Genomic DNA, 23,068 nt, shown 5'->3' on the forward strand with positions numbered 1-23,068 from the left:
GTATACCCAAAATCATTGAAGATTCGGGTAGGCGACGAGGGAGCGAAGCCCCAGGAACATAGCTGTCTATGTGACTGGGGTGAGAGAGCGAAGGCAACAACCCCGAATCTTCAAGGATGAAGGGTATATACCAAAGCGCTGAAAAGCTTTAACATTATTGCATGCTATTCAAACAAATGAGAATCTGCTAATGAAAAAACTCTTGATCACCTCCACCGTACTCGCCAGCCTCAGCCTGCCCTTATTTGCCGGCAGCGCTTTTACTGATAGCGAAGATGCCATCGAATACCGCAAAGCCAGCTTCCAGTTGATCCGTCATAACATGATGGACTTAGGCGATATGATCCGCGGCAATGTGCCTTATGATGCCGCCAGGGTGCAAAAACGCGCCAACGCCTTAGCTGCTGTCACCACCTTACCTTGGGAAGCTTTTACCGTGCCAGGTGCGGATAAAGCATCAGGCGATGCCAAAGCCGACATTTGGGCCAATCTGCAGGACTTTAACAGTCGCGCCGATAAGCTGCAGCAAGACGCATTACAGCTGCAAATTGCCGCCAAAGGCACTGACCAAGCCGCCGTAAAAGCTGCGTTTGCCGCTTTTGCCAAAAACTGCAAAGCTTGCCACGATAAATATAAAGCAGATTAATTTCGCGCTGCAAAAGCAAAACCGGTCGTTGTGACCGGTTTTTTTAACTGAAAAAATCTGGCATGTGCCGGCAACAGCCCACACCATTCTCCGAAGTTTAAATCCATTCTGAGCGCAACATCTCTAATACGACGTCGCCTTGCCAAAGATAAAATACTCCCCCTACCACCAGTACAAAAAGCAGATACAGACCCACAGCACGAAATTTAAATTCAGCATTTTCAGCGCTTAGCTTACGGCCAGTCACCATCGCCGTAATCACTTTATCGCCGCGCCATTGATGCCAGATTGCCGCAATGATATGCACCGCCACCAGCGTCAGAATAACATTGATATTCCACTGATGGATCACACTGGCAACACTCACCCAGGCGGATGGCACCAGCGCGACCAAGGGGCCTTCGGTCAGAATGTCATCGCTGGTCATTAAACCGGTAACAAACTGCAGTAACAGCAGTGTCAACATCAGTAACACCATATAACCGGATAACGGATTATGGCCGGTGCCAGCTGGTTTTGGCGATCGTCGAAGCCATAACCAGGCCTGACGCGGGGATTTAACAAAATGGCTGAAACGAGCATTTTCACTGCCAACAAAACCCCAGGCCACCCGGCTCAACAGCAGCGCCGCCAGCGTATAGGCTAAAGTCATATGCAAGCCATACCATTCCTGATCGGCGCTATACCATAACCCCGCCAGCAGTAACACCTGACTCCAGTGAAAAATGCGGACTGCGCCGTCCCAGATTTTGCTTTTTTGCATGTTACCCTTCTTCAAAATTTCTGTGCTAACCTGCAGATTGTACCGGAAAAAAGGCTCAAAAATCGATGAAATGGCTCAAACCGATGTTCTATGTCGTCCTCACTTTAGTGGCGATTGTTGCAATCACCTTGTATAGCGCCTTGCACAGTAGCTTACCGCTGTACGAAGGAGCCACCAGTGCCGAAGTGACGGCTAAAGTGCAGCTTAGCCGCGATGCGCAGGGTTATCTGACAGTACGGGCACAAAACCGGCTGGATGCGGCTTATGGTCTCGGCTTTGCACATGCGCAAGACCGCTATTTCCAGATGGATTTATTGCGCCGGAATTCGGCAGGCGAGCTGTCCGAATTATTTGGTGAACGCGCCCTACCGATGGATATCAGCCGCCGGATGCATCGTTTTCGCGATCGGGCTGAAGCCATCTTGACCACGCTGCCTGCGCCGCAAAAATTATTGCTGCAACACTACACACAAGGCGTCAACGAAGGGCTCACGCAATTGCCGATGCGGCCTTTTGAATACTGGCTGCTGCAACAAAAACCCGCAGCATGGCAGGATACCGATTCTCTGTTGGTGGCTTACAGCATGTATCTGGATTTGCAAAGCGCCGCCGGTGCAGATGAACTGGCGCAAGGTGTGTTAAAACAAGCAATCCCGGATGACTGGTACCAGTTTTTAAATCAGCACAGCAGTGACTGGCAAGCTGCTATTGATGGCAGCAAAGTAACAGCTATTCCTCTGCCTGAATCAGATTACCCGCGAGTGTTATCCAACCAGAAAGTTGCCTGTCAGGATTGTCGCCTGCGTGATAGCCGCGACATCGGCAGCAATAATTTTTCCGTTTCCGGCAAGCTCACCAGCCACGGTGCTGCGCTGCTGGCCGACGATATGCACTTAGGGATCCGGGTGCCGGGCACCTGGTTTAAAGCGCAGTTGATTTGGGGCGAAGGCGAAGCTCAACACAGTGTGGCCGGCGTTAGTTTGCCAGGCTCACCGAGTATTGTTGCCGGCAGTAACGGCCATATTGCCTGGGGTTTTACCAACAGCACCGCCGACTGGCACGATGTGATTAAGCTGCAGTCCGATGAAAACCCGCAGCGCTACATCACGCCAGCCGGGGCCAAAGAATACAGTTACAACAATGAAGTGATTAAAGTTAAAGGTCTGGCGGACGTGGTGATGCTGGTCAAAGAAACCGAATGGGGCCCGGTGATGCCAGCTCCCTTCGGCCAGTTTGCGCTGCGCTGGGTGGCGTATGATCCACAAGCGCTCAATCTGGAGCTGCAACAGCTTGAACAAGTTAGAACGGTTGACGACGCGTTAAAAATTGCCAGTAAAGTCGGTATGCCAGCACAGAATCTGTTAGTCGCCGATAAGCAAGGGAACCATGCCTGGACCCTCATTGGCCCTATTCCCAAACGTACCTTACAGGATATGGACACGCCGCAGGACTGGAGTACCGGCCATAATTTCTGGGACGGATATTTATCCGACACCGACTATCCAACTGTGAAAAACCCAGACACACAGCGGTTATGGACCGCCAATTCGCGGGTGGTTGGTGGTGATGCATTAAAATTGCTGGGTGATGGCGGTTATGATTTAGGCGCCCGTGGTATGCAAATCCGCGATGGCTTACTAGCGGTTGATCAACATTCCGAACAAAGCCTGCATCAAATTCAGCTTGATCACCGGGCGTTATTTTTAAAACGCTGGCAGCAATTGTTACTTGAAGTACTGACGGATGACTTTGTCGCGCGCCATCAGCTAGGTCAATACCGTAGTTATGTCGAGCTGGACAGTGCTGCGGCAAGTCCAGCTTCAGTTGGTTACAGTCTGGTGCGAGCCTTTCGGGATCAGAGCCTGCAGCAGGTGTTTGCACCCATTGCCAGTTTAATGGAGCAGCAAAAATTAAAACTGACCGACTTAAAATTGGTGCTGGAAACACCAGGCTGGGCGCTGATCCAGGCGAAACGTCCTGATACCGTACCTGCCCCCTTTATTTCCTGGCAACAACTTTTGGAACAAGCGGTGCTAAAAAGCCGCGATGCGCTGCTGGCAAAAACCGATGGCGATTTGGCCAACGCGCGCTGGGGCTTATTCAATCAGGCAAAAATTGAACATCCACTCAGTAGTGCCATTCCTTGGTTCGGGCAGTTTTTGAATATGTCTGCCAGCGAAATGGCCGGCGATCGGCATATGCCGCGGGTACAGCAGCCGATCCATGGCCAGTCACAGCGGATGGTGGTGGCGCCGGGGCAGGAAGCTAAAGGCATCCTGACAATACCAGCCGGACAATCTGGTCATCCGTTATCGCCGTTTTACCGGGCCGATCACGCCTTTTGGCTGAACGAAGCGGAACTTGGCTTTTTACCGGGTGAGCAAAAATATCTGCTCGAATTACAACCCCGTGGTTGACTTTAGCCATCCAGACTGATTATTGTAGGGACATGAAACAGATTAAGCTTGCAGCCCGCTTCTTTTTTAGCTTTACCACCCAACACGGGAGGTAACTGGCTGCACGCGTTAAACACCAGTCAAAAACCTCCCAAACGGGAGGTTTTTTCATTTAAGGATTAAAGAAAAATGCCAACGAAGATGCCAATTGAACTGGACCAAATCAGGCTAGATATCAGCGACACCGACCAGCAATTACTGGGGTTATTATCCAAACGCCGGGCGCTGGCGCTGGCGGTTGCCGAAGCTAAACTGGCGCAAAACAAGCCTATTCGCGACCAAAAGCGTGAACAGGAACTGTTGGTGTCATTAATTGAAAAAGGCAAACCGCTGGGTCTTGATGCTGGTTATGTCACTAAGTTGTACCATGTGATCATTGAAGACTCGGTGCTGCAACAGCAGGCCAAAGTGCAAGGCCAGCTAAACGGCGAAAATGGCCCGGTCTGCCGCGTCGCATTCTTAGGGCGGCAAGGTTCTTACAGCTACTGGGCAACTCAGAAATACTTCACCCGCCGCGCTGAAAAGCTGATTGAAATTGGCTGTGACAGCTTTAACGAAATCGTGCAGGCGGTCGAAACCGGCCATGCCGATTACGCGGTACTACCGATTGAAAACACCTCCAGTGGCAGTATCAACGAAGTATTTGATTTGCTGCAGCATACACGCTTATCGATCGTTGGCGAATTAACACATCCAATCAAACATTGCCTGATGGGTTTGCCTGGCACGAACCTCGCCAATATCCGGCAAATTTGCGCCCATCCGCAAGTCATCGCGCAGTGCAGCAACTATCTGCAAAGTCTGACGCAGGTGAAGATTGAATATTGTGAAGCAACCAGCGATGCCTTTGAGCGGGTTCGTCAGGCCAAAGATTTATCGGTAGTTGCAATTGGTGGTGAAGAAGGTGGACAACTTTACGGGCTGGAAGTGTTGGGTCGCGATTTAGCCAACCAGAAAGACAACGTCAGCCGCTTTATTGTGGTCGCGCGTAAAGCTATTACAGTGGCCAAAGCCATTCCGGCCAAAACTACTTTTATCATGTACACCGGTCAGCAGCCTGGAGCTTTAGTTGATGCGTTGTTGGTACTGAAACAACATGGTATCAGCATGGGCAAGCTGGAATCGCGGCCTATTCCGGGCAACCCGTGGGAAGAAATGTTTTATGTCGACGTGCTGGCCAATCTGGAAGATTACGCCATGACCCGCGCTTTGGATGAGCTGAACCGGATCACCCGCTTTGTCAAAGTGTTGGGCTGTTATCCAAGCGAAGATGTCAGCCCAACCCAAGTGCAAAGTTGATGTCTGCCAACGGATGAGATCTTCGGGCGCAAATCGCAGAGTTTACTGACAACGCTGCGATTTGCTGCTGGGTGAATGCGGGTTGAGACACAAATCCAACCAGCACCGGCCAAAACTAAAGGGTAATCGTCTGCCCCATCGCCGCAATTTCTACCTGCATTTCGCTTTCGCGCATTTTTTCCTGCAGCGCCAATTGCGCCTGCGGTTCGCCATGCACCAAATAAAATTGTGGCTTGCCGCCAATATGTTTTGCCCAATCAAGCAGCTGCGACTGGCCGGCATGGGCGGAAAAACCGCCGATGGTATGAATAGCCGCTTTCACCACAATCGGTTGCCCCATAATTTTCACCCGGGTTTCACCATCGACCAGCCGCCGCCCCAAAGTACCTTTGGCTTGGAAACCAACAAAAATCAGATGGTTGGCATTTTTCCACAAGTTATGTTTTAAATGGTGGGTGATCCGACCGCCATTACACATGCCGGAACCCGCGATAATAATGGCGCCAGAACTGATGCGATTGAGCGCCATCGACTGCTCAACCTTTTCGGTTACATGTAAAATTGGCAAAAAGCTTTGTAAGTCTGTTGCTCCATACCGGGCAAATACTTTGGTGTCTTTCTGGTCAAACTCGTCAATTAACTTGTTGTAAATTTTGGTGATTTCAATTGCCATCGGACTATCTAACACCACCATTTTTTGTTTCAGCCGTCCCTGATGATATAAAAGACCAAGGTAATACAAAATTTCCTGCGACCGCCCCAGCGCAAAGGCCGGAATAAATACATTGCCACCGGCTTTGTCGGCGGCATCCAGCGCTGCGGCAAATTCTTCCAGGGTGTTGGTCAGGGGTTGATGGTCACGGTCGCCATAGGTGCTTTCCATCAACACCACATCGGCTTGTGCAACGTTATTTGGATCGTGCATCAACACCGTTGCCGGATTACCCAGATCGCCTGAGAACACCAGGTGCCGCATGCCCTGATTGCCTTTAATCCAAAGTTCGACAATCGCCGAGCCTAAAATATGACCGGCATCCAAAAATTGCAGCTCTAACCCGTGTAACACATCAAAATGCTGCAGATAAGGCAGTGGGTGTAAACTTCGGATCACCAGCTCAACGTCTTTAAGCGTCATCACAGGATCCTGCTCAGCTTTGCCCTGCCGCGCCCGTTGCCGGTTTTGCCACTCCAGATCTTTTAAATACAAATAACAGGCATCTTTGAGTAGCACTGGCAATAAACCGGCAGTGCCTTCGGTACAATAAATTTTGCCACGAAAGCCATGGGCCAGCAGCAACGTCAATAAGCCACTGTGATCGATATGGGCATGCGATAGCACCACCGCGTCAATGTCTTTGGGGCGGAATGCAAAACGGAATTTACTGAGATCAGTGACCTGATCGCCGCCCTGCACCATCCCACAGTCCAACAGTACTTTCTGGTTGTTCCAATTGAGCAGATAACAAGAACCTGTTACCTGACCGGCCGCACCGTAAAAAGTCAAAGTTGCATTCAAGGGCATGTGTCACCTCAGTTGTAGGGTTCCAGTCGCGCCGTCGTCGTCAGCTTTAATGGTTCAGCAAAGCCCGGCGCTTTTTGCAAATGGATATTCCAAGTGTCAACTAGCTTAGCAGCATGGGGAACTGCTACATTTACGCTAAATCAAACAATAGCTTAGTTTTCAGCAAACTAGTCTGTTGCCCGGAGTAGCCCAAAGCTGCGTCCGACTATGGGAAAACATCATGTCCGACTCAAATGATCTGTACGAACGCCATCTGGCTTCAGCCCGCGAAGCCACAGCGCAAGCCACTGAGCTGCAGGCACATCCGTCTTATAAATTGGCGTTTACCGACGACGATTTTCTGATGCAGGACGAACTGCGCCATGTCCGGTTGCAGCTGGAATACCTCAAAGCGCAAACCATTCTGGAACAACACAAAATCAAAGCGACCATCGTGGTGTTTGGCAGCGCCAGATTTGTCTCACCAGAATATGCAGCGATGTTATTGGCGCAGGCACAACACCTGTTGGCAAAAGATCCGGACGACCCAGACTCAAAGCACGCTTTACTCACGGCAAAACGGCAGGTAAAAAACAGCAGGTATTATCAGCAGGCACAGCATTTTGCCCATTTAGTCACTGAGCATAGCCTGCAGAATCCCAAGTCGGCGGTGACTATAATCAGCGGCGGTGGGCCAGGGGTGATGGAAGCAGCCAATCGCGGCGCCTTTGATGCCGGTGGCAAGAGTATCGGCCTGAATATTGTGCTGCCGCATGAGCAACAACCAAATCCATATATCACGCCGGAATTTTGTTTTCGCTTTCATTATTTTGCCATTCGCAAAATGCACTTTTTACAACGCGCGCGAGCATTAGTTGCATTCCCTGGTGGCTTTGGCACGCTGGATGAACTATTTGAAACCCTTACCCTGCTGCAAACTGGCAAAGCGCGCAAAGTACCGGTGATTTTATTTGATGAGCAATTCTGGCGGCGGCTGATCAATTTTGAGCTGCTGGTCGAAGAAGGCTTGATCCACCCGGATGATTTATATCTGATCCAGTTTGTCGACAGCGCCGAAGCGGCCTGGCAGGCAATTTGCGATAGCTATCAATTACTCGACGAATAAATTCATCTTCAAGTAGTCAACTTGTTGTCATCTGTGGCCGATACACTGCCCGCGCAGTATCAGCCATCGGTGACCAACATGGACAAGAATGCAGTAAAAACAGTGTTATGTGAACGTTTAGCTTTGGCCAATATTCCTTACCAACGCCAAGGCAATCAAGTTCTAACAGCAAGTGCCAGCCTGATGTTTCAGCCACAAGCTTTGATCCTTAGAAAACCCGGCAAAGCTGAAAGAGCCTTGCCTTATCACAAAGTACGGATCAGCCAGTTGTTGCTGAATTTGCAAGAAGCTGGCCTTTCAGCATGAACCGCTGTTGTTGACCTGAAGCAACATCCTCTGCCTCGCCACCCACTGGTGTTTTAGCGCAGCAGCCAGATGCAGCATCACCGCAACCATCAGCATATAACCAGCAACTTCATGCACTTGCTCACTGAGCCCCGACCAAAAATCACTGTAAGGTAAAACCTGACCAGGCGTCTTTGGATCAAGATTTTCTGCGACCAGTTGCCAGCCAAAAATACCAAAACCGTGACCACTGGCACCAGAATAAAGCATGCCGGAAACGGGCATCAGCACCGTCCCCAGCAGCAAAAACCAATGGACTACTGTGGCCAGCACGCGCTCAGCCCGGGTATGCTCCACCGCCGATCCCGGCCATCCACACCACAACCGCCAGCACACTCTGAGCAAGATCACCACCAGCAACAAAATCCCCACTGATTTATGCACAGGGTATAAGGCCCAGGCTTCGAAATTGGCCATGTAAATCCCTGCCAGACTTAATGTGATAAAGCCGATAGCCACCACCCAGTGCAAACTGCGGCCGATATTACTGAACTTATCTTTGTGATTCATCGATGTCCCCTTTCAATTAACTGATGCTCTAGTTGCTGGATTTAACCTAGAGATCCAGAAGAATGCAGCTGTTATGGGGTGAATGTCTGTCAGGTGGGAGCAATGTCTGTTTATCGAAGCTTAGGCAGAGAAAAGTAACTCGTCAGGCTGCAACAAATTTATGCAAACGCAGCAATTGTTTGTAGCCCTTGCTGATGGGTAGCACCTGCCCACCATGTAAGCTGACCGACCCATTACCGGCAGGTAAGGTTTCAATCCTTTTAATCACACTGATATTGACGATATGGCAACGGTGGATCCTGACAAAATCCGCGGTGGGCAGTCGCTGTTCAACTTGCTTCATTGTCGCCCGCAACAGATACGTTTCGTTGTCACAAAACAGCTCGACATAATTGCCAGCGGTACTGATGAAATCAACGGCACGCCAGCGAATAAGGCACTCGTTTTGCCCTTTGCTGACTAATACGGTTTCTTCCGCAGACGGCACAGGTGATGTCTCTGGTAATTGAATTGGAGTTGCCGCTTGTATCGCTGACTTCGTTCGGCCAGAACTCAATTGCTGCTGTAGCGCCCAAAACAGCAACACCACCGTTAGCACCAAAGCTTGCTCTGGTAGCTCATTGACAAGGGCTGACACCCAGCGACTTTCAGCACCACTCTGTAATTCAAATATCACTCTAATGCTTAATGCCAAAAGCAGAGCCGCGGCGCTGCAACTGACAGACCAGACACTTCGCTGCAATCGCCGCTGCTTCGACTTAGCTAATACGATCAACAACAACGGCGTCAACACCAGCCAACCGGCATAATGTTTGAGGCTCCACAGCAAAGAATTCAGATAACTTTCCGGACTTAACAACACCAGCTGATTAAATAAAATACAATAAAATGCCGCAGCGCAGATAAACACTGACCAGCCTGCCAACGACAAGGCGATATTTTTTTCGTATAGGAAAACAGCTGATTTCGTCATTGAAATCATCATCATAGATACCCAATTTTCAAAAGCATTGCCACCTCGCTTAGTCCGAAAGACTTTAGCCGATTTGGCGTAACCTGAGCAACCGGCTTTACGCGTTCAACCGATTAAGGTAACAACTTGGTTGGCGTCATTCTTTGCAACAAAATCATGCCATCAAAACGTTGTTGCGCCTGTTGCCAGCTTAACCTGCTCTTATATTCATGTCCCCACAATTGCTGTGACGGCATTGAATTTTGTTGCAAGGGTACAAACACGTCACCTCCTGCCTGTCTGGTTAGCGTGTCTTCCAGCATAGGTTCGCTACTTTTGACGGCAATTTCCTGCAGATCGCGAAAATCGATATAACTACCCTGGGCGCCCGAAAAATGCAGCACATAGCTATTTTTCAACGTCTGTTCCGCCAGCGCTGCTGTCAGATTTGCCACGGCTAAACGTTGCGCCACCGGTGTTTGCGGTGCGTTTAATGCATTTTGAAACCCGCCCAGTCGGTTCAGATGAATGTAATGCCCCCACACGATAACCTTGCGTCCGGCGTACTGATGATCAATGAGCCATTGTAAATTAGCGGCCATCGCCAGATCATGCTCATCGAAGCGTCGTAGCTGCCAGCTCACCAACGCCATTTGCCGCAGACTGGCATTGATCCGATACCAAAAACCGGCGTCAAGTGCTGCCCCCGTCAGTTTCCCTGGCTGCAACATAGCTGCAATAGATTGATTCATAATCAAAAATTGCTGCTGAATAGCGGGGGTCGCAGCAGTCATTTTTCCGTCGAGCAACTGCTGGATCTGCTTTAAATAAGCTTCTGATTGCAATTGAGGAACAAATTTTTGCAATATCTGACGGAATTCCGGCACCAGACGCGAAATCGACATAGTACCGCTGAATCGACCATCAAATCCGGCCAGCACCAGGGGCCGTGCAGTTGTTCTGGCATGGTTGAGGTAATGTAATAGTGGCTGCATTTGTTGGCTGCGGGCATACATATAAAACATGTTACCCAGTGCTATATCTGCAAGATGCTGTGGCGATTGCCAGATTTTATCCAGATCAAACAAACCACTTTCCATCACCAACACATCAAAACCTTTGTGCTGATGCAGATAACGCACAATCCGGCTTTTATAGGCAAACACATTACCTTCACCATGAGTCAGTTCGTCCAGCATCACCAGGCTTTTAGTGCCGATAGCTTCACCAAGCACTGCAAGATCGGCGAAATCATCCGGTTTGTTTAACATCGGATCTGTAGCACTTAAACTACGCAGGGGATGGGAGGTAATTTCTGCCGTCGCTGGCAAAGTTATCAGACTGAATGTCAGGATCAGGGCTAACAGCCTGCCTCTTTTTTTGCCTCTGTATATGGTACTTGAGTTCATTGAATGCGTTTTTATTTGGACAGATAACGACTATCTTGCATGAAGTGCACAGGTCAGCGGCAGCAATCTGTGATGAATATCCGACCCGGGTGACCAATGACGGCATTTTCGCCATGCCGTACATTTCTGGATATATAAAAAAGGCAGCCTCTCGGCTGCCAAAGTCGTTCAGACTTATCAGTCCTACCCTCGACCACGTAAAAATCTGCAATTTTAATCAGTAATGTCTATCAGCAATATTCAGGGCGATGAGACCCTCATCCACACCGCCCTGCTCTTCAACTAACGGTCCTCAGTTCACAACTTCTTAAATCAGTTCCCCTCAGAACTGATTCATGGTGTTGTGTTTACCGCCAGCTTTGAGTGCAGCTTCGCCGGCAAAGTACTCTTTGTGGTCATCGCCAATGTCAGAGCCTGACATATTCTGGTGTTTGACACAGGCGATGCCCTGACGGATTTCCTGCCGTTGTACCCCTTTGACGTAGCCCAGCATACCTGCAGCGCCAAAGTATTCTTTCGCCAGATTGTCAGTTGACAAAGCTGCTGTGTGATAAGTCGGCAAGGTGATCAGGTGGTGGAAAATACCGGCCCGTTTGGCTCCATCTGCCTGGAAGGTACGAATACGCTCGTCCGCTTCCAATGCTAAATCGGTGCTGTCGTAGTCGACACTCATCAGCTTAGCTCTGTCATAAGCCGCCACATCTTTGCCATCCGCTTGCCATGCATCAAACACTTGCTGGCGGAAATTCAGCGTCCAGTTAAAGGACGGGCTGTTGTTGTAAACCAGCTTGGCATTTGGCACCACGGCACGGATCCGGTCTACCATTTCAGCAATCTGGCCTACATGCGGCTTTTCGGTTTCGATCCACAACAAATCAGCACCATGTTGCAGTGACGTAATACAGTCGAGCACTACGCGGTCAACGCCTGAGCCTTGTTTAAATTGGAACAAACCGCTTTGCAGGCGTTTTGGTTTGAGCAGTTTGCCATTGGCTTTGACGACCACATCACCGTTTTGAATATCAGCGGCCGATTCGATGTAATCACCATCCAGGAATGCATTGTATAAATCGCCTAAATCACCCGGCTCGTTGGTCACGGCAATTTGTTTGGTCAGGCCAGCGCCGAGTGAATCGGTGCGCGCCACAATAATACCGTTTTCGATGCCTAATTCTAAAAAGGCGTAACGCACCGCATTAATTTTTGCCAGGAAATCGGCATGTGGCACTGTCACTTTGCCGTCCTGGTGACCACATTGTTTTTCATCCGACACCTGGTTTTCAATCTGAATGGCGCAAGCACCGGCTTCAATCATTTTCTTCGCCAGCAAATACGTTGCTTCAGCATTACCAAAACCGGCGTCAATGTCGGCAATAATCGGCACTACATGGGTTTCGAAGCTGTCGATCTTGCCTTGTACTGCGGCAACTTTAGTTTGGTCATCTGCGGCGCGGGCTGCGTCCAACTCATTAAATAAGCCACCTAATTCACGCGCATCGGCTTGGCGTAAGAAGGTATACAGCTCTTCAATTAACGCTGGCACTGCGGTTTTTTCATGCATCGACTGGTCAGGCTGCGGGCCAAACTCTGAGCGCAGCGCAGCAATCATCCAGCCGGATAAATACAGGTAACGGCGTTTGGTGCTGCCAAAATGTTTTTTAATGGCAATGAGTTTTTGCTGACCGATAAAGCCGTGCCAGCAGCCCAACGATTGGGTGTATTGGCTGCTATCCGCATCATAGGCAGCCATATCAGCACGCATAATGTCGGCGGTGTACTGGGCGATTTGCAGGCCGGTCTTAAAGCGATTTTGCAACTGCATCCGGGCGGCATATTCTGCGCTGATGGCATTCCAGGCACTGCCCTGTGCTTGCAGGGTCTGCTCAAGTGTTTTGATATTCTGTTGATAAGCTGACATGGCGGTATCCTCTGGTTTTGCATCACGCTGTAAGTTGGTTACGTCAGCGAGCCAAGTTGTTTGTCTTGCTGTTGCTAAACACTATAGGGATCAAATTCTCAATTCATGAAGCTGATTTTTTTGATTCTCGCCATTCATTGTGTGAATATATACCAAGGCAAAGCGGAGATCGGCATGAACATCAGTAAAATCGATTTAAACCTGTTGGTGTACCTGGACGTGTTACTGCGGGAAAAGAACGTCACACGCGCCGCTAACCAGCTCAGCATCACGCAACCGGCGATGAGCAATGGCCTGAAACGGCTGCGCGATTTACTGAATGATCCGATCCTGGTTCGCACCAGCGACGGTATGGTGCCGACCGAACGCGCAAAAGAATTAGCGCCGGTGGTACGCGGTATTCTACTAACGCTGGAAGAAACCTTACAGCCGAATAAAGATTTTGAACCCGAGCACAGCCATCGGGTGTTTCGGATCATGGCCAGCGATTATGCGGCTTCTACTTTAATCCCAGCCCTGCTGAAACGCTTACGGGCGCAGGCTCCCGGCACCTCGCTGGATATTATGACTCCCTCTGATGTGACCTTTCATGATGTCGAAAATGGCCGGGTCGATATGGCGATTAACCGCTTTGACCAGCTGCCACAATCGTTTCACCAGAAGACGATTTGGCGCGATAGTTTTGCTTGTCTGGTGCACAAACAAAACCCCATTCTGGCCAACTTCAACCTAGATAGTTACTTAAAAGGCCAGCATATCTGGGTCAGTAAAACCGGTTTTGGTGTCGGTGTTGGCATGGATCCGGCGGACGTGCAAAAGCTGGGTTGGGTAGATGAAGCCTTAGCGAAATTTGGTAAACAACGTAATATCAGCGTGTTTACCCGTAACTATCACGTCGCGATGCATCTGGCAGTGGAAACCGATTTGATTGCCACATTGCCATCACGCGCGGCTGGACTATACAAAAACGACAGCACCATGCAGGTGCTTGATCCACCTTTTCCAATCCCGTCGATTGAGCTGAAAATGATCTGGAGCCCGTTATTGCATCAGGATGCCAGTCATATCTGGCTGCGCCGGCTTATCGTGGAAATAGCGGATGAATTGACGCACTAACTACATTTCTGCCGCGTGTTGACAGTCATTTCTGTAACGAAAAAGCGGGGCCGAAGCCCCGCTCTGTTTACCCTAATAACTCATAAGCTGGCAGGGTTAGGAAGTCCACCAACTCATCAGCCGTAGTGATACTTAAAAGCAATCCAGCGGCTTTGTCAAAGCTTTGTTGTTGCCATAACTCGTCGCCAACTTCAGCTTTCACCACCAACGACTCCTCTGCCAGCATCTGACTAAATAAGGCTTTGTCGATTAACTTGCCATTAGACAATGACTTACCGTGTTTGATCCATTGCCAGATTGAAGTTCTGGAAATCTCCGCTGTCGCCGCATCTTCCATCAAACCATAAATCGGCACACAACCTTTTCCGCTGATCCAGGCGGCAATATATTGCAGCGCCACCCGGATATTGGTTCGCATGCCAGCTTCGGTGCGCTCACCTTCGGAAGGCTGTAATAAATCGGCGGCAGTAATTGGCGCATCATCGGCGCGCGAAATATGCAGCTGGTTAGGCTTATCAGCAAGTTTGGCGTTAAACACTGCATTTGCTGTTGCCGCGAGCCCCGGATGCGCCACCCAGGTGCCGTCATGGCCGTTGTTGGCTTCGAGGCTTTTATCGGCCGTTACTTTGGCCAGAATGGCTTCATTTTGCACGGCATCTTTAGCCGGAATAAAAGCCGCCATACCGCCCATTGCCAGCGCACCACGCTTGTGACAGGTTTTGATTAATAACCGCGAATAAGCACTTAAAAACGGCTGATTCATAGTCACAACTTGACGATCTGGCAAAACCCGGTCCGGATGATTTTTTAACGTCTTGATATAACTGAAAATATAGTCCCAGCGACCACAATTCAGTGCCACGATGTGATCTTTCAGGCTATACAGAATTTCGTCCATTTCAAATACCGCAGGCAAAGTTTCAATCAGCACTGTGGCGCGTACGGTGCCGATAGGCTGGCTAAAATAACTTTGGGCAAAGCGGAAAACATCATCCCACCATTTGGCTTCATGATGGCTTTGCAGTTTCGGTAAATAGTAGTAAACGCCGGAGCCTGTGGCCAAACGATGTTGATAATTATGGAAAAAGTACAACGCAAAATCGGTCAGCGAACCGGGGATTTGCTCACCATCAACCGTTAAATGACGCTCCCACAAGTGCAAACCACGCACCCGTGCAATCAACAGTGCCGGATTATCGCGCAAGGCATATTGTTTTCCAGATGCCGGATCTTCATAGCTAATCGACCCTAAATTGGCATCTTTGAGGTTAATCTGACCTTCAATCACCCCACTCCAGCTTGGTGCCTGCGAATCTTCAAAATCTGCCATAAACACTTTTACATCAGCATTCAGCGCATTAATGATCATTTTCCGATCCACCGGCCCGGTAATTTCGACTCTGCGGTCCTGTAAATCGCCCGGGATGGCAGCGACTTGCCAGTCAGCAGTACGGATAGCGGCAGTTTCTGGCAGGAAATCTGGTAAAGCACCACCGTCATAACGTGCCTGCACCTGTTGCCGGGTTGCCAGCAAGCTTTTCAGTTGCGGTCTGAAGGCTCTGACCAGCGACACCAGAAAGGAGCAGGCTTCATCCGTCAGGATGTCATCATAAGCCGGTTGCATCGCTCCGTGGATGGTTAATTGCGCGCGTTCTATTGTCATGATCCGGTCCTTTTTTTGCTTTGCCTGAGAGAAGCAGGCGATATCAATACACGATGGCTACAGAATTAGTTTATCGGGACATATACCACCCGCTGCCGATCACTATAAGCGCAAACCAGCATCACACCATTATCATCGTCATTAATATCAGCAATGGCAGGCATCAATTTAAAAAATGAAGCTTTTGAATAATTCGTTTAGGTTCTGGCACAACTTCTGCAAAGTCATTGCTGGAAACTGATGTCAAATGGCAATAGTTGCCTTGAGAGTCAAATTTTTGTCAGAGGTCGATATGGAATTTATTATCATTTTACTGGTGTTGCTGGCAGCGGTCGCTGCTTTCATTGTTACCCGCTTTATTAATCATGGAAATCCATTCCCTTTTACAAAACGTGGCCAGTTGTTTACTCAAATAGAGCGGTCTTTTTTATCATTACTGGAAAAAGCAGTAGGCGATAAATATAAAATTATCAACCGGGTAAAATTGGCTGACATCTTGGAATTAAAAGATAATGCCGATGCTAAAACCCGTCGCACAGCCTTATTAAAGTTAAATGCCAAGTATCTGGACTACGTGCTGGTTGATAGCACTGACATGAGCATTGTTGCAGTCGTCGATTTGGTGAATAACAGCAATAAAGCCGGGCATAAAGCCATTCCGGACTGGTTTGTCAGTGGCGCGTTGGAAGCATCCGGCATTCCCTATATACGAATGAAAATTAAAGCAGGTTACAGTGTGGCCGATATACAACAAGGTCTGGCTGCAAAACTCGGTAAATTACCTGCAGTACCAGAGCCGATGATCAAAGGCACGATGAAAAAAGGTCCAACCCGGCCAGTACGCCCTTTGACCCCGGTACTGTCACAGTCGCAATTAAAAGCCAGCTCCACTGCCTTAGTGCAAATCTCGTAAAACTGGCAACACAGAATCTTAACGCTTTGGAAGAATGAGTCACTCCGAGCGAAAAGCCCCGGCCCCGCTTGCTGCAACAAGCGGGGCTTTTTTATGCTTTTTTTCCCCGTTTTTGCCAGACGGCCAGCAAAATCTATATTAAAGTTACTTAATATAAGGCCGATAAGCGTTGTGATGTATTAGCATGGGGAGGTTCTATGACTGAAGGCATCGGTGGCGCGGCAGTTAGCCAAGGCTACGAAATGTTGAGCCTGGCACTTGCCAAAACTCAGCAAAAACAAGAAGGTAAAATGACGATGCAGTTATTGGAGAGTGCGACTACCGCTTCTCCTGCATCATCACCTGTCGGAAATCTCGGGCAGAATATTGACCTTCGTGTATGAAACTCAGGGCTTTACCAGTAATGGTAAAGCCCTTTTTCGTTTCTGCTAATGACTTTTCAAAAGACAATTGTTTCTCTGCTTTTTCTGATGGTTCTGGCATCGGCATCCTGACCTGACACCAACTTCTGCTCACGCAATTCATAACTCATTCAGCCTATGGCGTCAAAATAGAAACGGATTTTCAGCATTATTTGGAGTTTAAGATGACGACCCCTAACACCGCCTGGATTTTAGGCGCCTGCTTTAGTTTTGGTTTAATTGCTGCCAGTTTCACATTAGGGCAACAATTAATGTCGATCAAATCACTGGAACGTACCGTCCAGGTCAAAGGCCTTTCAGAACGGGATATCGCCGCTGATACAGTCATTTGGCCAATCAAATTTAACGATGTGGGTAGCGACCTGCCGACTTTGGTCAGCAGCATCGAACGGAAAAACGAACAGGTGATTGCCTTTTTGAAGCTGCATGGGTTCAGCCCGGAAGAAATTTCAGTATCCGTGCCGGCGATTGTCGACCGGCAAGCTGGCTATCATGACGGCAATCCGAATCAGCCACGCTTTACAGCAAGCTCCATCGTCACGGTTTATAGTACCCATGTGGATATGGCACACGGCGCGATGCAAAAACTGATTGAGCTGAGCAAAAACGGCATCGCCATCACTGGTCAGGATTATGATAGCCGCGCGGAATTTCTATTCACCGGACTTAACAGTATTAAACCAGCGATGATTGAAGAAGCAACCCGCAATGCCCGAGAAGTCGCGGAAAAATTTGCCGCCGATTCAAATAGCCGCGTTGGTAAAATTAAGCAAGCAAATCAAGGCCAATTCACCATTGGTGACCGCGACAGCAGCACACCGCACATTAAAAAAGTACGGGTGGTTGCCACTGTTGATTATTACCTGGCTGACTAATAACTGACTTCAAAGCCTGATTTACAACACCTGATTTGCAACAGTCAAGGCCGCTTCATGTGGCCTTTATTTTGCGCAACACAAATAGCCTCTCCACCAATGGCGATTCCCCAATATATAAACTAGAGTCAAAGTCATTGCCGCAGGACAAAGGATGGCCTAAGCGTGTTTTCCTCAGATGACACTTCTTCCGACTACTCACGAGAATGCAAAGCACTGGCATTTGATCATTTACTACAGCGGCCTACTGCTGCGATGGCCTTGATCGACCATAACTTTCATTACCTCTCGGTAAATCAAGCGTTTGCTGACTTTACTGGCAATAGTATTGATGCGCACTCACATCAACATATTGCAGAACTATCAGGAAGCTCACTGCATACACTTGTGCCTGTATTACAGCAGCTAGGCCTTAATCCAACAGCTTCTGTCGATAGCAAACTTATGATATCTACCGTGACATCAGCACAGGGTAAACCATGGAATTGCACATTACAGCCGTTATTAACTTCAGGTGGCGTGTTAGGTTTTGCATTACAGGTGCAACCAGAAATAACAGATAAAAATCGACTGCATACAGATCAGCAAAGTTCCCAGACCTTGCGGCAGGTACTTGATAATTTGTTTGCCTTTGTCGGTATTCTGACGCCGGAAGGAGTACTCATCGATGCCAATCGTTCACCGTTAGAAGCCGCCGGGATCGAACTGGCAGATGTCGTGAACCAAAAGTTTTGGGACTGCTATTGGTGGCAACATTCAGAGACCGAACGCGAACGGATTAAAATCGCCGTTGCTGATGGGATTGCCGGACGAACCAGTCGATTTGATATTACGGCCAAGATGAAAGATCAAATCATGATCGTCGACTTTATGTTGGCGCCAATGTTCGATGCTGAGGGACAACTCAGTTATTTAATCCCGTCGGCGATTGATATCTCAGGCAGAACCCACAGCGAAGCCCAATTACGCGAAAGTGAACTCAGGTTCCGTCGGGTTTTTGACAGCGCTGCCGATGGCCTTATTTCCGTTGACCAGGACGGCTGTATTACCATGATCAATCCGCGCTCACTGGAAATGTTTGGTTATACTGCCGCCGAGCTAATTGGGCAGCCGATCGAAATTCTAGTGCCGTCGGAACTGACCAGCCGCCATCATCATCACCGGGATCAGTATCTGCAACATCCCAGTACCCGACGCATGTCTGAACGCACTGAGTTGTACGCAAAAAGGAAAGATGGCTCGTTGTTTCCGGTGGATATCGGTCTGACACACTTAAACATCAGCGGCGATGCCAGAGTCCTCGCCACCGTTACCGATATTACGGCGCAAAAGCAGGCTCAGCAAAAACTGCAGCTCATTGTCGACGAAAAAAGCCAGTTACTCACTGAACGTACGGCATTGCTGAATGAAGTACATCACCGGGTTAAAAACAACCTGCAAATCATATCCAGCCTGCTGAATTTGCAAGCCCGTGGCGCTGCACCATTAGTGAAACAAGCTTTGGCGGAAAGCCAGTTAAGGGTAAGGACTATGGCACTGACCCATCAGTTACTGTACGAAAAACGAGATTTTTCATCCATTACATTAGGTGCCTATTTGCAACAGCTTTGTCAGTTGGTGCGGCAAAGCCTCAGTCAACAATGCCAGATTGATTTTGACTTTTCAGCGGTCGATCCGCAATTAGTGCTGGAACTGGAACAGGCGATCCCCTGTGGTCTTTTCGTGAACGAAGTGCTGACGAACGCCATAAAACACGCTTTCCCGCAACGGACTCATGGCCTAATCCGGCTGGAACTTTCGCAAGAGAGCGATCGCAGAGTCCGCCTGAATATTCTCGACGACGGGGTTGGGTTGCCGCCAGATGTTGAACTGGGCCAGCAAGGCTCGCTGGGGTTTCAGCTGATCCCTACCTTTGTCGCACAGTTACGTGGGGAACTGACGCTGCAGCGCCAGCCAGGAACTGGTTTTTTGGTACACTTTTTTCCGATGAAAGAGGCGTCGTTATGACCAGCAATATTCTAATCGTCGAAGATGAACATATCGTCGCTTTAGATTTGAAAATGTCACTCGAAGATCTGGGCCATCATGTGGTGGCTACCGTCGCATTCGGCGAAGAAGTACTGGAGAACGCCTGCCGGCATCGACCCGATTTGGTGCTGATGGACATCAAACTGGCAGGTGCCATGCGGGGTACCGAAGCGGCAAAACTGGTCCATCACCATTTGCAATTACCCGTCATTTTCCTGTCGGCCTTTTGTGATAGCGCTATTCTCGAACAAGCCAGACATTGTTTACCTTATGGCTATTTAATTAAACCTTACGATCGCAAAGAGCTGGATGCATCGATTCAAATGGCGCTGTGCCGTCACCAGGCTGATCAGAAAATTAAAAAGTCCGAACAACGTTTGCAAATGGCGATGGAAGCCGCGCAACTTGGTCTTTGGGAACTGGATACTACGCGTAATACATTGATTAGCAGCGGTATTGTCAGTGAGTTACTGTCAAATCCACCGGAAATCATTTGTGACGGACTGGAGAAACTACGGCAGTTGTTTCACCCATCGGAGCATCAGCGGCTATTAAAATTGTTAGAAAAAGATCGTCCAATCAATGTCGTGATGCGATTACTGGACGGTATACCACCGCGCTGGGTTGAACTATTTGCGCGCAAATTTAATTCACAAAACGAAGAACTGGTGGTTGGTGTGATGCGTGATATCACCAGTCAGCAGCAATCGCAACACCAACTACGTCAAGCATACGCTGTGTTCCAAACAACGGCGGAAGGCATTTTAATCCTTGATCAGGAATTCAAAGTATTGTCGGCGAATCCGGCTTTCAGCACTATAACGGGCTATAGCAGTAACGAAGTTCTGGGGCTTCACCCAGAGCAATTTTTATATCCAAGTTACACCAACTCACCACAACCAGCACGCTTGTCAGAAATTAAATCATCGCACTGGAGTGGCGAAGTAGTGTGTTTGTGTCGCGATCTGTCGAGTTTCCCAGCATGGCAACACATCTGCAAGGTAAAAAGCCCACAACCAGGCATGCATAACAGTCATTATGTCCTGACCTTCTCAAATATATCGGCACTTCGGCGCGCCGAAGACAATCTGGCAAAATTGGCATTTCATGATCATTTAACTGGCCTTGGTAACAGAGCAAAACTGGAAAAAACGCTCAAAATTGAAGTTGAACGCGCCGCGCGTAATAAAACCATGCTTGGCGTGATGTACCTGGACTTAGACGGATTTAAACTGGTCAACGACACGCTTGGCCACCATGTTGGTGATCGGCTGTTGCAGGTAGTTGCACAACGAATTGGTAATCTCACCCGTGCCGGTGACACCGCAATCCGGGTTGGTGGTGACGAGTTTGTGATCATTACCCCTGATGCTTCACATCCAAGCTTCTATCACCGGGTCGCCGAAAAACTACTGCGCAGCATTAATGAAGATATTGAACTTGATAACAGCAACGTCGCCGTGTCCTGCAGCATTGGTATTGCCTGTTTCCCCGAAGATGCAACAACCTACGATGAATTATTGAAGTGTGCGGATTTGGCGATGTTCGCGGCAAAAGACAGCGGACGTAATCGCTATTCGTTTTTTAATATCGCAATGGCTAACCGCACACAAGAGCGGGTCTTCATCGAAAAGGAATTAAAACAAGCATTGTTGAGTGGTGTCGGTCTTGATATCTACTATCAGCCGATTATCGACCTGAAGCAGCATACATTTTATGGCGTTGAAGCACTCATACGTTGGTTTCATCCAGAACATGGTCAGATTTCCACTGAGAAGTTTATTCAGGTCGCAGAGCAAAGTAATTTGATAGTTGAAGTCGGAGCCTGGGTGATTGAACGGGTATGCCAAGATATCAGGCAATTAACAGAAATAAACGCTGAGCTTAAAATATCTCTTAATTTGTCTGTACGACAGTTAGAGGATGAGTTGTTATTACAACGAATTGATCAAGCAGTGCGTTTACACAGTGTTAATCCGGCATGCCTGCAGTATGAGATCACCGAAACAGCGCTTCAGGATCTGGAAGGTAAAGTCGATCTATTGACCGCGCTACGCGAGCGGAACTCAACGATTGCGATTGATGACTTCGGCACAGGCTTTTCGTCGTTAAGCCGTTTGAAAAACCTACCCATTAACTGTGTCAAAATCGACCGATCTTTTGTGATGACGATCCCCCATCAGAGTAATGATGTGGAAATCACCAAGGCTGTCTGTGCTTTATGTCAGGCGTTACAGCTGAAAGTCGTCGCTGAAGGCGTTGAAACCGTGCAACAGCAGCAGTTTTTACAGCAGTTACAATGTGATTATGCTCAAGGCTACTTATTTGCCAAACCAATGCCATTGTCAGCGTTATCAGGATGGTCTCTGTTGTTTGAGTCTCAGAGGCAAACGCTGCAATAACTTTGCAGTTTTGTCCAAATACTTTATTTTTTCCGCCTAAAAATGCAAAAAGCCCGCTGATTGAGCGGGCTTGTTGACTATATTGGGAGCCTTCATGCCGTTCGCAGAGCTCAGGGCGTTCAGCCGGAGAGAAGCCAAATTGTTGGCTTTTTGAAAGCCCAGCTTCACTGTACTACCCCGCATGGGAATGCCCTGCTCGGGCAATAGACCGCCAGAATGCCATAAAGCAAAAAGGCCCAGTCGTTAGACTGGGCCTTTCTGGCTTTATTGGGAGCCTTCATGCCCTTCGCAGAGCTCGGCATTGTTCCGCCGGAAGAACGCAACATTGGTTGCGTTCTTAAATCCCGACGTCACTGTACTACTCTACGCGCACTAAACTGCCAGAATCTAAATACAAAAAACCCCGCTCACTGAGCGGGGTTCTTTTGGATTGGGAGCCTGGATATCCCTCGCAGAGCTCGGGATTGCTCAGCCGGAGGACTGCAAAATTGTTTGCAGTCCTAAATCCCGTCTTCGCTGTACTACTCTCCAAGTAATCCACCGCCTGAATCGCAATAAATAAAAAAGCCCCAGTCTTTCGACTGGGGCTTTTTTATTTATTGGGAGCCTGGCGGTGTACTACTCTCGCATGGCATCTGCCACACTACCATCGTCGCAGCTGCGTTTCACTTCTGAGTTCGGAATGGATTCAGGTGGTTCCACAGCGCTATTGCCACCAGGCAAA

At 48.8% G+C, this 23,068-nt stretch carries 18 protein-coding genes and 1 rRNA gene; 11 read left to right on the forward strand and 8 right to left on the reverse strand.

The genetic code is table 11. The features are described from left to right. The first annotated feature begins 190 nt into the window (after positions 1-190). Positions 191-646 (forward strand): c-type cytochrome, encoded by a 456-nt coding sequence (locus A5320_RS11980; protein ID WP_068064658.1) that lies wholly within the window; start codon positions 191-193, stop codon positions 644-646. Between the two features lie 97 nt (positions 647-743). Here A5320_RS11980 and A5320_RS11985 read toward each other — a convergent pair whose 3' ends face one another. Continuing rightward, positions 744-1,409, reverse strand: a complete 666-nt coding sequence (locus A5320_RS11985; RefSeq protein ID WP_068064661.1) for a cytochrome b/b6 domain-containing protein — start codon at positions 1,407-1,409, stop codon at positions 744-746. A 65-nt stretch (positions 1,410-1,474) separates the two neighbouring features. Between A5320_RS11985 and A5320_RS11990 the strand changes: the two genes are divergently transcribed. Next, the gene (locus A5320_RS11990; protein ID WP_068064665.1) at positions 1,475-3,826 is read left to right on the forward strand and encodes a penicillin acylase family protein; all 2,352 of its coding nucleotides are present in this window, start codon (positions 1,475-1,477) and stop codon (positions 3,824-3,826) included. 168 nt (positions 3,827-3,994) lie between these two features. Then, the gene (locus tag A5320_RS11995; RefSeq protein ID WP_197490074.1) at positions 3,995-5,164 is read left to right on the forward strand and encodes a chorismate mutase; all 1,170 of its coding nucleotides are present in this window, start codon (positions 3,995-3,997) and stop codon (positions 5,162-5,164) included. A 115-nt stretch (positions 5,165-5,279) separates the two neighbouring features. Here the strand turns inward: A5320_RS11995 and A5320_RS12000 are convergent, their stop codons facing one another. Beyond that, positions 5,280-6,686 (reverse strand): MBL fold metallo-hydrolase RNA specificity domain-containing protein, encoded by a 1,407-nt coding sequence (locus tag A5320_RS12000; RefSeq protein ID WP_068064668.1) that lies wholly within the window; start codon positions 6,684-6,686, stop codon positions 5,280-5,282. Between the two features lie 220 nt (positions 6,687-6,906). Here A5320_RS12000 and A5320_RS12005 point away from each other — a divergent pair, with 220 nt between their 5' ends. Together A5320_RS12005 and A5320_RS12010 are read left to right on the forward strand one after the other, a co-directional pair. Then, positions 6,907-7,791, forward strand: coding sequence for a TIGR00730 family Rossman fold protein (locus A5320_RS12005; protein ID WP_068064671.1), 885 nt, complete (start codon positions 6,907-6,909; stop codon positions 7,789-7,791). 78 nt (positions 7,792-7,869) lie between these two features. Beyond that, on the forward strand, positions 7,870-8,097 hold the full coding sequence (locus A5320_RS12010) for a hypothetical protein (protein ID WP_157605791.1): 228 nt from the start codon (positions 7,870-7,872) through the stop codon (positions 8,095-8,097). Here the strand turns inward: A5320_RS12010 and A5320_RS12015 are convergent. The 4 genes from A5320_RS12015 to A5320_RS12035 form a co-directional block, all read right to left on the reverse strand. Then, positions 8,089-8,646, reverse strand: coding sequence for a cytochrome b (locus A5320_RS12015; RefSeq protein ID WP_068064677.1), 558 nt, complete (start codon positions 8,644-8,646; stop codon positions 8,089-8,091). The genes A5320_RS12010 and A5320_RS12015 overlap by 9 nt on opposite strands. Before the next feature lie 142 nt (positions 8,647-8,788). Next, positions 8,789-9,619: a LytR/AlgR family response regulator transcription factor gene (locus A5320_RS12020; protein ID WP_197490075.1), complete on the reverse strand. Its 831-nt coding sequence runs from the start codon at positions 9,617-9,619 to the stop codon at positions 8,789-8,791. A 113-nt stretch (positions 9,620-9,732) separates the two neighbouring features. After that, positions 9,733-10,869, reverse strand: a complete 1,137-nt coding sequence (locus tag A5320_RS12025) for an erythromycin esterase family protein (RefSeq protein ID WP_068064683.1) — start codon at positions 10,867-10,869, stop codon at positions 9,733-9,735. 460 nt (positions 10,870-11,329) lie between these two features. Next, entirely contained in the window at positions 11,330-12,925 is a 1,596-nt protein-coding gene (locus A5320_RS12035; RefSeq protein ID WP_068064689.1) for an isocitrate lyase, read from the reverse strand. A 174-nt stretch (positions 12,926-13,099) separates the two neighbouring features. Between A5320_RS12035 and A5320_RS12040 the strand changes: the two genes are divergently transcribed. Next, complete coding sequence (locus A5320_RS12040; RefSeq protein ID WP_068065003.1) at positions 13,100-14,041, forward strand: LysR family transcriptional regulator; 942 nt, start codon at positions 13,100-13,102, stop codon at positions 14,039-14,041. Between the two features lie 67 nt (positions 14,042-14,108). Here the strand turns inward: A5320_RS12040 and aceB are convergent, their stop codons facing one another. Beyond that, positions 14,109-15,704 (reverse strand): malate synthase A, encoded by a 1,596-nt coding sequence (gene aceB / locus A5320_RS12045; protein WP_068064692.1) that lies wholly within the window; start codon positions 15,702-15,704, stop codon positions 14,109-14,111. A gap of 292 nt (positions 15,705-15,996) precedes the next feature. On the opposite strand from aceB, the gene A5320_RS12050 reads away from it, so the two are divergent. The 5 genes from A5320_RS12050 to A5320_RS12070 all read left to right on the forward strand — a co-directional run bounded on the left by A5320_RS12050 (position 15,997) and on the right by A5320_RS12070 (position 22,344). After that, on the forward strand, positions 15,997-16,617 hold the full coding sequence (locus tag A5320_RS12050) for a DUF2726 domain-containing protein (protein ID WP_068065006.1): 621 nt from the start codon (positions 15,997-15,999) through the stop codon (positions 16,615-16,617). 197 nt (positions 16,618-16,814) lie between these two features. Next, positions 16,815-17,000, forward strand: coding sequence for a hypothetical protein (locus tag A5320_RS12055; RefSeq protein WP_068064695.1), 186 nt, complete (start codon positions 16,815-16,817; stop codon positions 16,998-17,000). Positions 17,001-17,203: 203 nt separating this feature from the next. Then, a complete protein-coding gene (locus A5320_RS12060) occupies positions 17,204-17,914 on the forward strand; it encodes an SIMPL domain-containing protein (protein ID WP_068064698.1) in 711 nt (236 codons plus the stop codon). A gap of 456 nt (positions 17,915-18,370) precedes the next feature. Further along, positions 18,371-19,921, forward strand: a complete 1,551-nt coding sequence (locus A5320_RS21725) for a sensor histidine kinase (RefSeq protein ID WP_197490076.1) — start codon at positions 18,371-18,373, stop codon at positions 19,919-19,921. Then, a complete protein-coding gene (locus tag A5320_RS12070) occupies positions 19,918-22,344 on the forward strand; it encodes a two-component system response regulator (protein WP_068064701.1) in 2,427 nt (808 codons plus the stop codon). The genes A5320_RS21725 and A5320_RS12070 overlap by 4 nt, the downstream gene beginning before the upstream one ends. Positions 22,345-22,949: 605 nt before the next feature. Here A5320_RS12070 and rrf read toward each other — a convergent pair. Beyond that, a 5S ribosomal RNA gene (gene rrf, locus A5320_RS12075) occupies positions 22,950-23,064 on the reverse strand. Positions 23,065-23,068 lie beyond the last annotated feature (4 nt).

This window comes from Rheinheimera sp. SA_1, from assembly GCF_001669775.1.
Classification (GTDB): Bacteria; Pseudomonadota; Gammaproteobacteria; order Enterobacterales; family Alteromonadaceae; genus Pararheinheimera.

Bases quoted from the DNA above. Each gene is read 5' to 3' on its own strand.
- A5320_RS11980 (WP_068064658.1), top strand. From the start codon at position 191: ATGAAAAAACTCTTGATCACCTCCACCGTACTCGCCAGCCTCAGCCTG.
- A5320_RS11985 (WP_068064661.1), bottom strand. From the start codon at position 1,409: ATGCAAAAAAGCAAAATCTGGGACGGCGCAGTCCGCATTTTTCACTGG.
- A5320_RS11990 (WP_068064665.1), top strand. From the start codon at position 1,475: ATGAAATGGCTCAAACCGATGTTCTATGTCGTCCTCACTTTAGTGGCG.
- A5320_RS11995 (WP_197490074.1), top strand. From the start codon at position 3,995: ATGCCAACGAAGATGCCAATTGAACTGGACCAAATCAGGCTAGATATC.
- A5320_RS12000 (WP_068064668.1), bottom strand. From the start codon at position 6,686: ATGCCCTTGAATGCAACTTTGACTTTTTACGGTGCGGCCGGTCAGGTA.
- A5320_RS12005 (WP_068064671.1), top strand. From the start codon at position 6,907: ATGTCCGACTCAAATGATCTGTACGAACGCCATCTGGCTTCAGCCCGC.
- A5320_RS12010 (WP_157605791.1), top strand. From the start codon at position 7,870: ATGGACAAGAATGCAGTAAAAACAGTGTTATGTGAACGTTTAGCTTTG.
- A5320_RS12015 (WP_068064677.1), bottom strand. From the start codon at position 8,646: ATGAATCACAAAGATAAGTTCAGTAATATCGGCCGCAGTTTGCACTGG.
- A5320_RS12020 (WP_197490075.1), bottom strand. From the start codon at position 9,619: ATGACGAAATCAGCTGTTTTCCTATACGAAAAAAATATCGCCTTGTCG.
- A5320_RS12025 (WP_068064683.1), bottom strand. From the start codon at position 10,869: ATGTTAAACAAACCGGATGATTTCGCCGATCTTGCAGTGCTTGGTGAA.
- A5320_RS12035 (WP_068064689.1), bottom strand. From the start codon at position 12,925: ATGTCAGCTTATCAACAGAATATCAAAACACTTGAGCAGACCCTGCAA.
- A5320_RS12040 (WP_068065003.1), top strand. From the start codon at position 13,100: ATGAACATCAGTAAAATCGATTTAAACCTGTTGGTGTACCTGGACGTG.
- aceB (WP_068064692.1), bottom strand. From the start codon at position 15,704: ATGACAATAGAACGCGCGCAATTAACCATCCACGGAGCGATGCAACCG.
- A5320_RS12050 (WP_068065006.1), top strand. From the start codon at position 15,997: ATGGAATTTATTATCATTTTACTGGTGTTGCTGGCAGCGGTCGCTGCT.
- A5320_RS12055 (WP_068064695.1), top strand. From the start codon at position 16,815: ATGACTGAAGGCATCGGTGGCGCGGCAGTTAGCCAAGGCTACGAAATG.
- A5320_RS12060 (WP_068064698.1), top strand. From the start codon at position 17,204: ATGACGACCCCTAACACCGCCTGGATTTTAGGCGCCTGCTTTAGTTTT.
- A5320_RS12070 (WP_068064701.1), top strand. From the start codon at position 19,918: ATGACCAGCAATATTCTAATCGTCGAAGATGAACATATCGTCGCTTTA.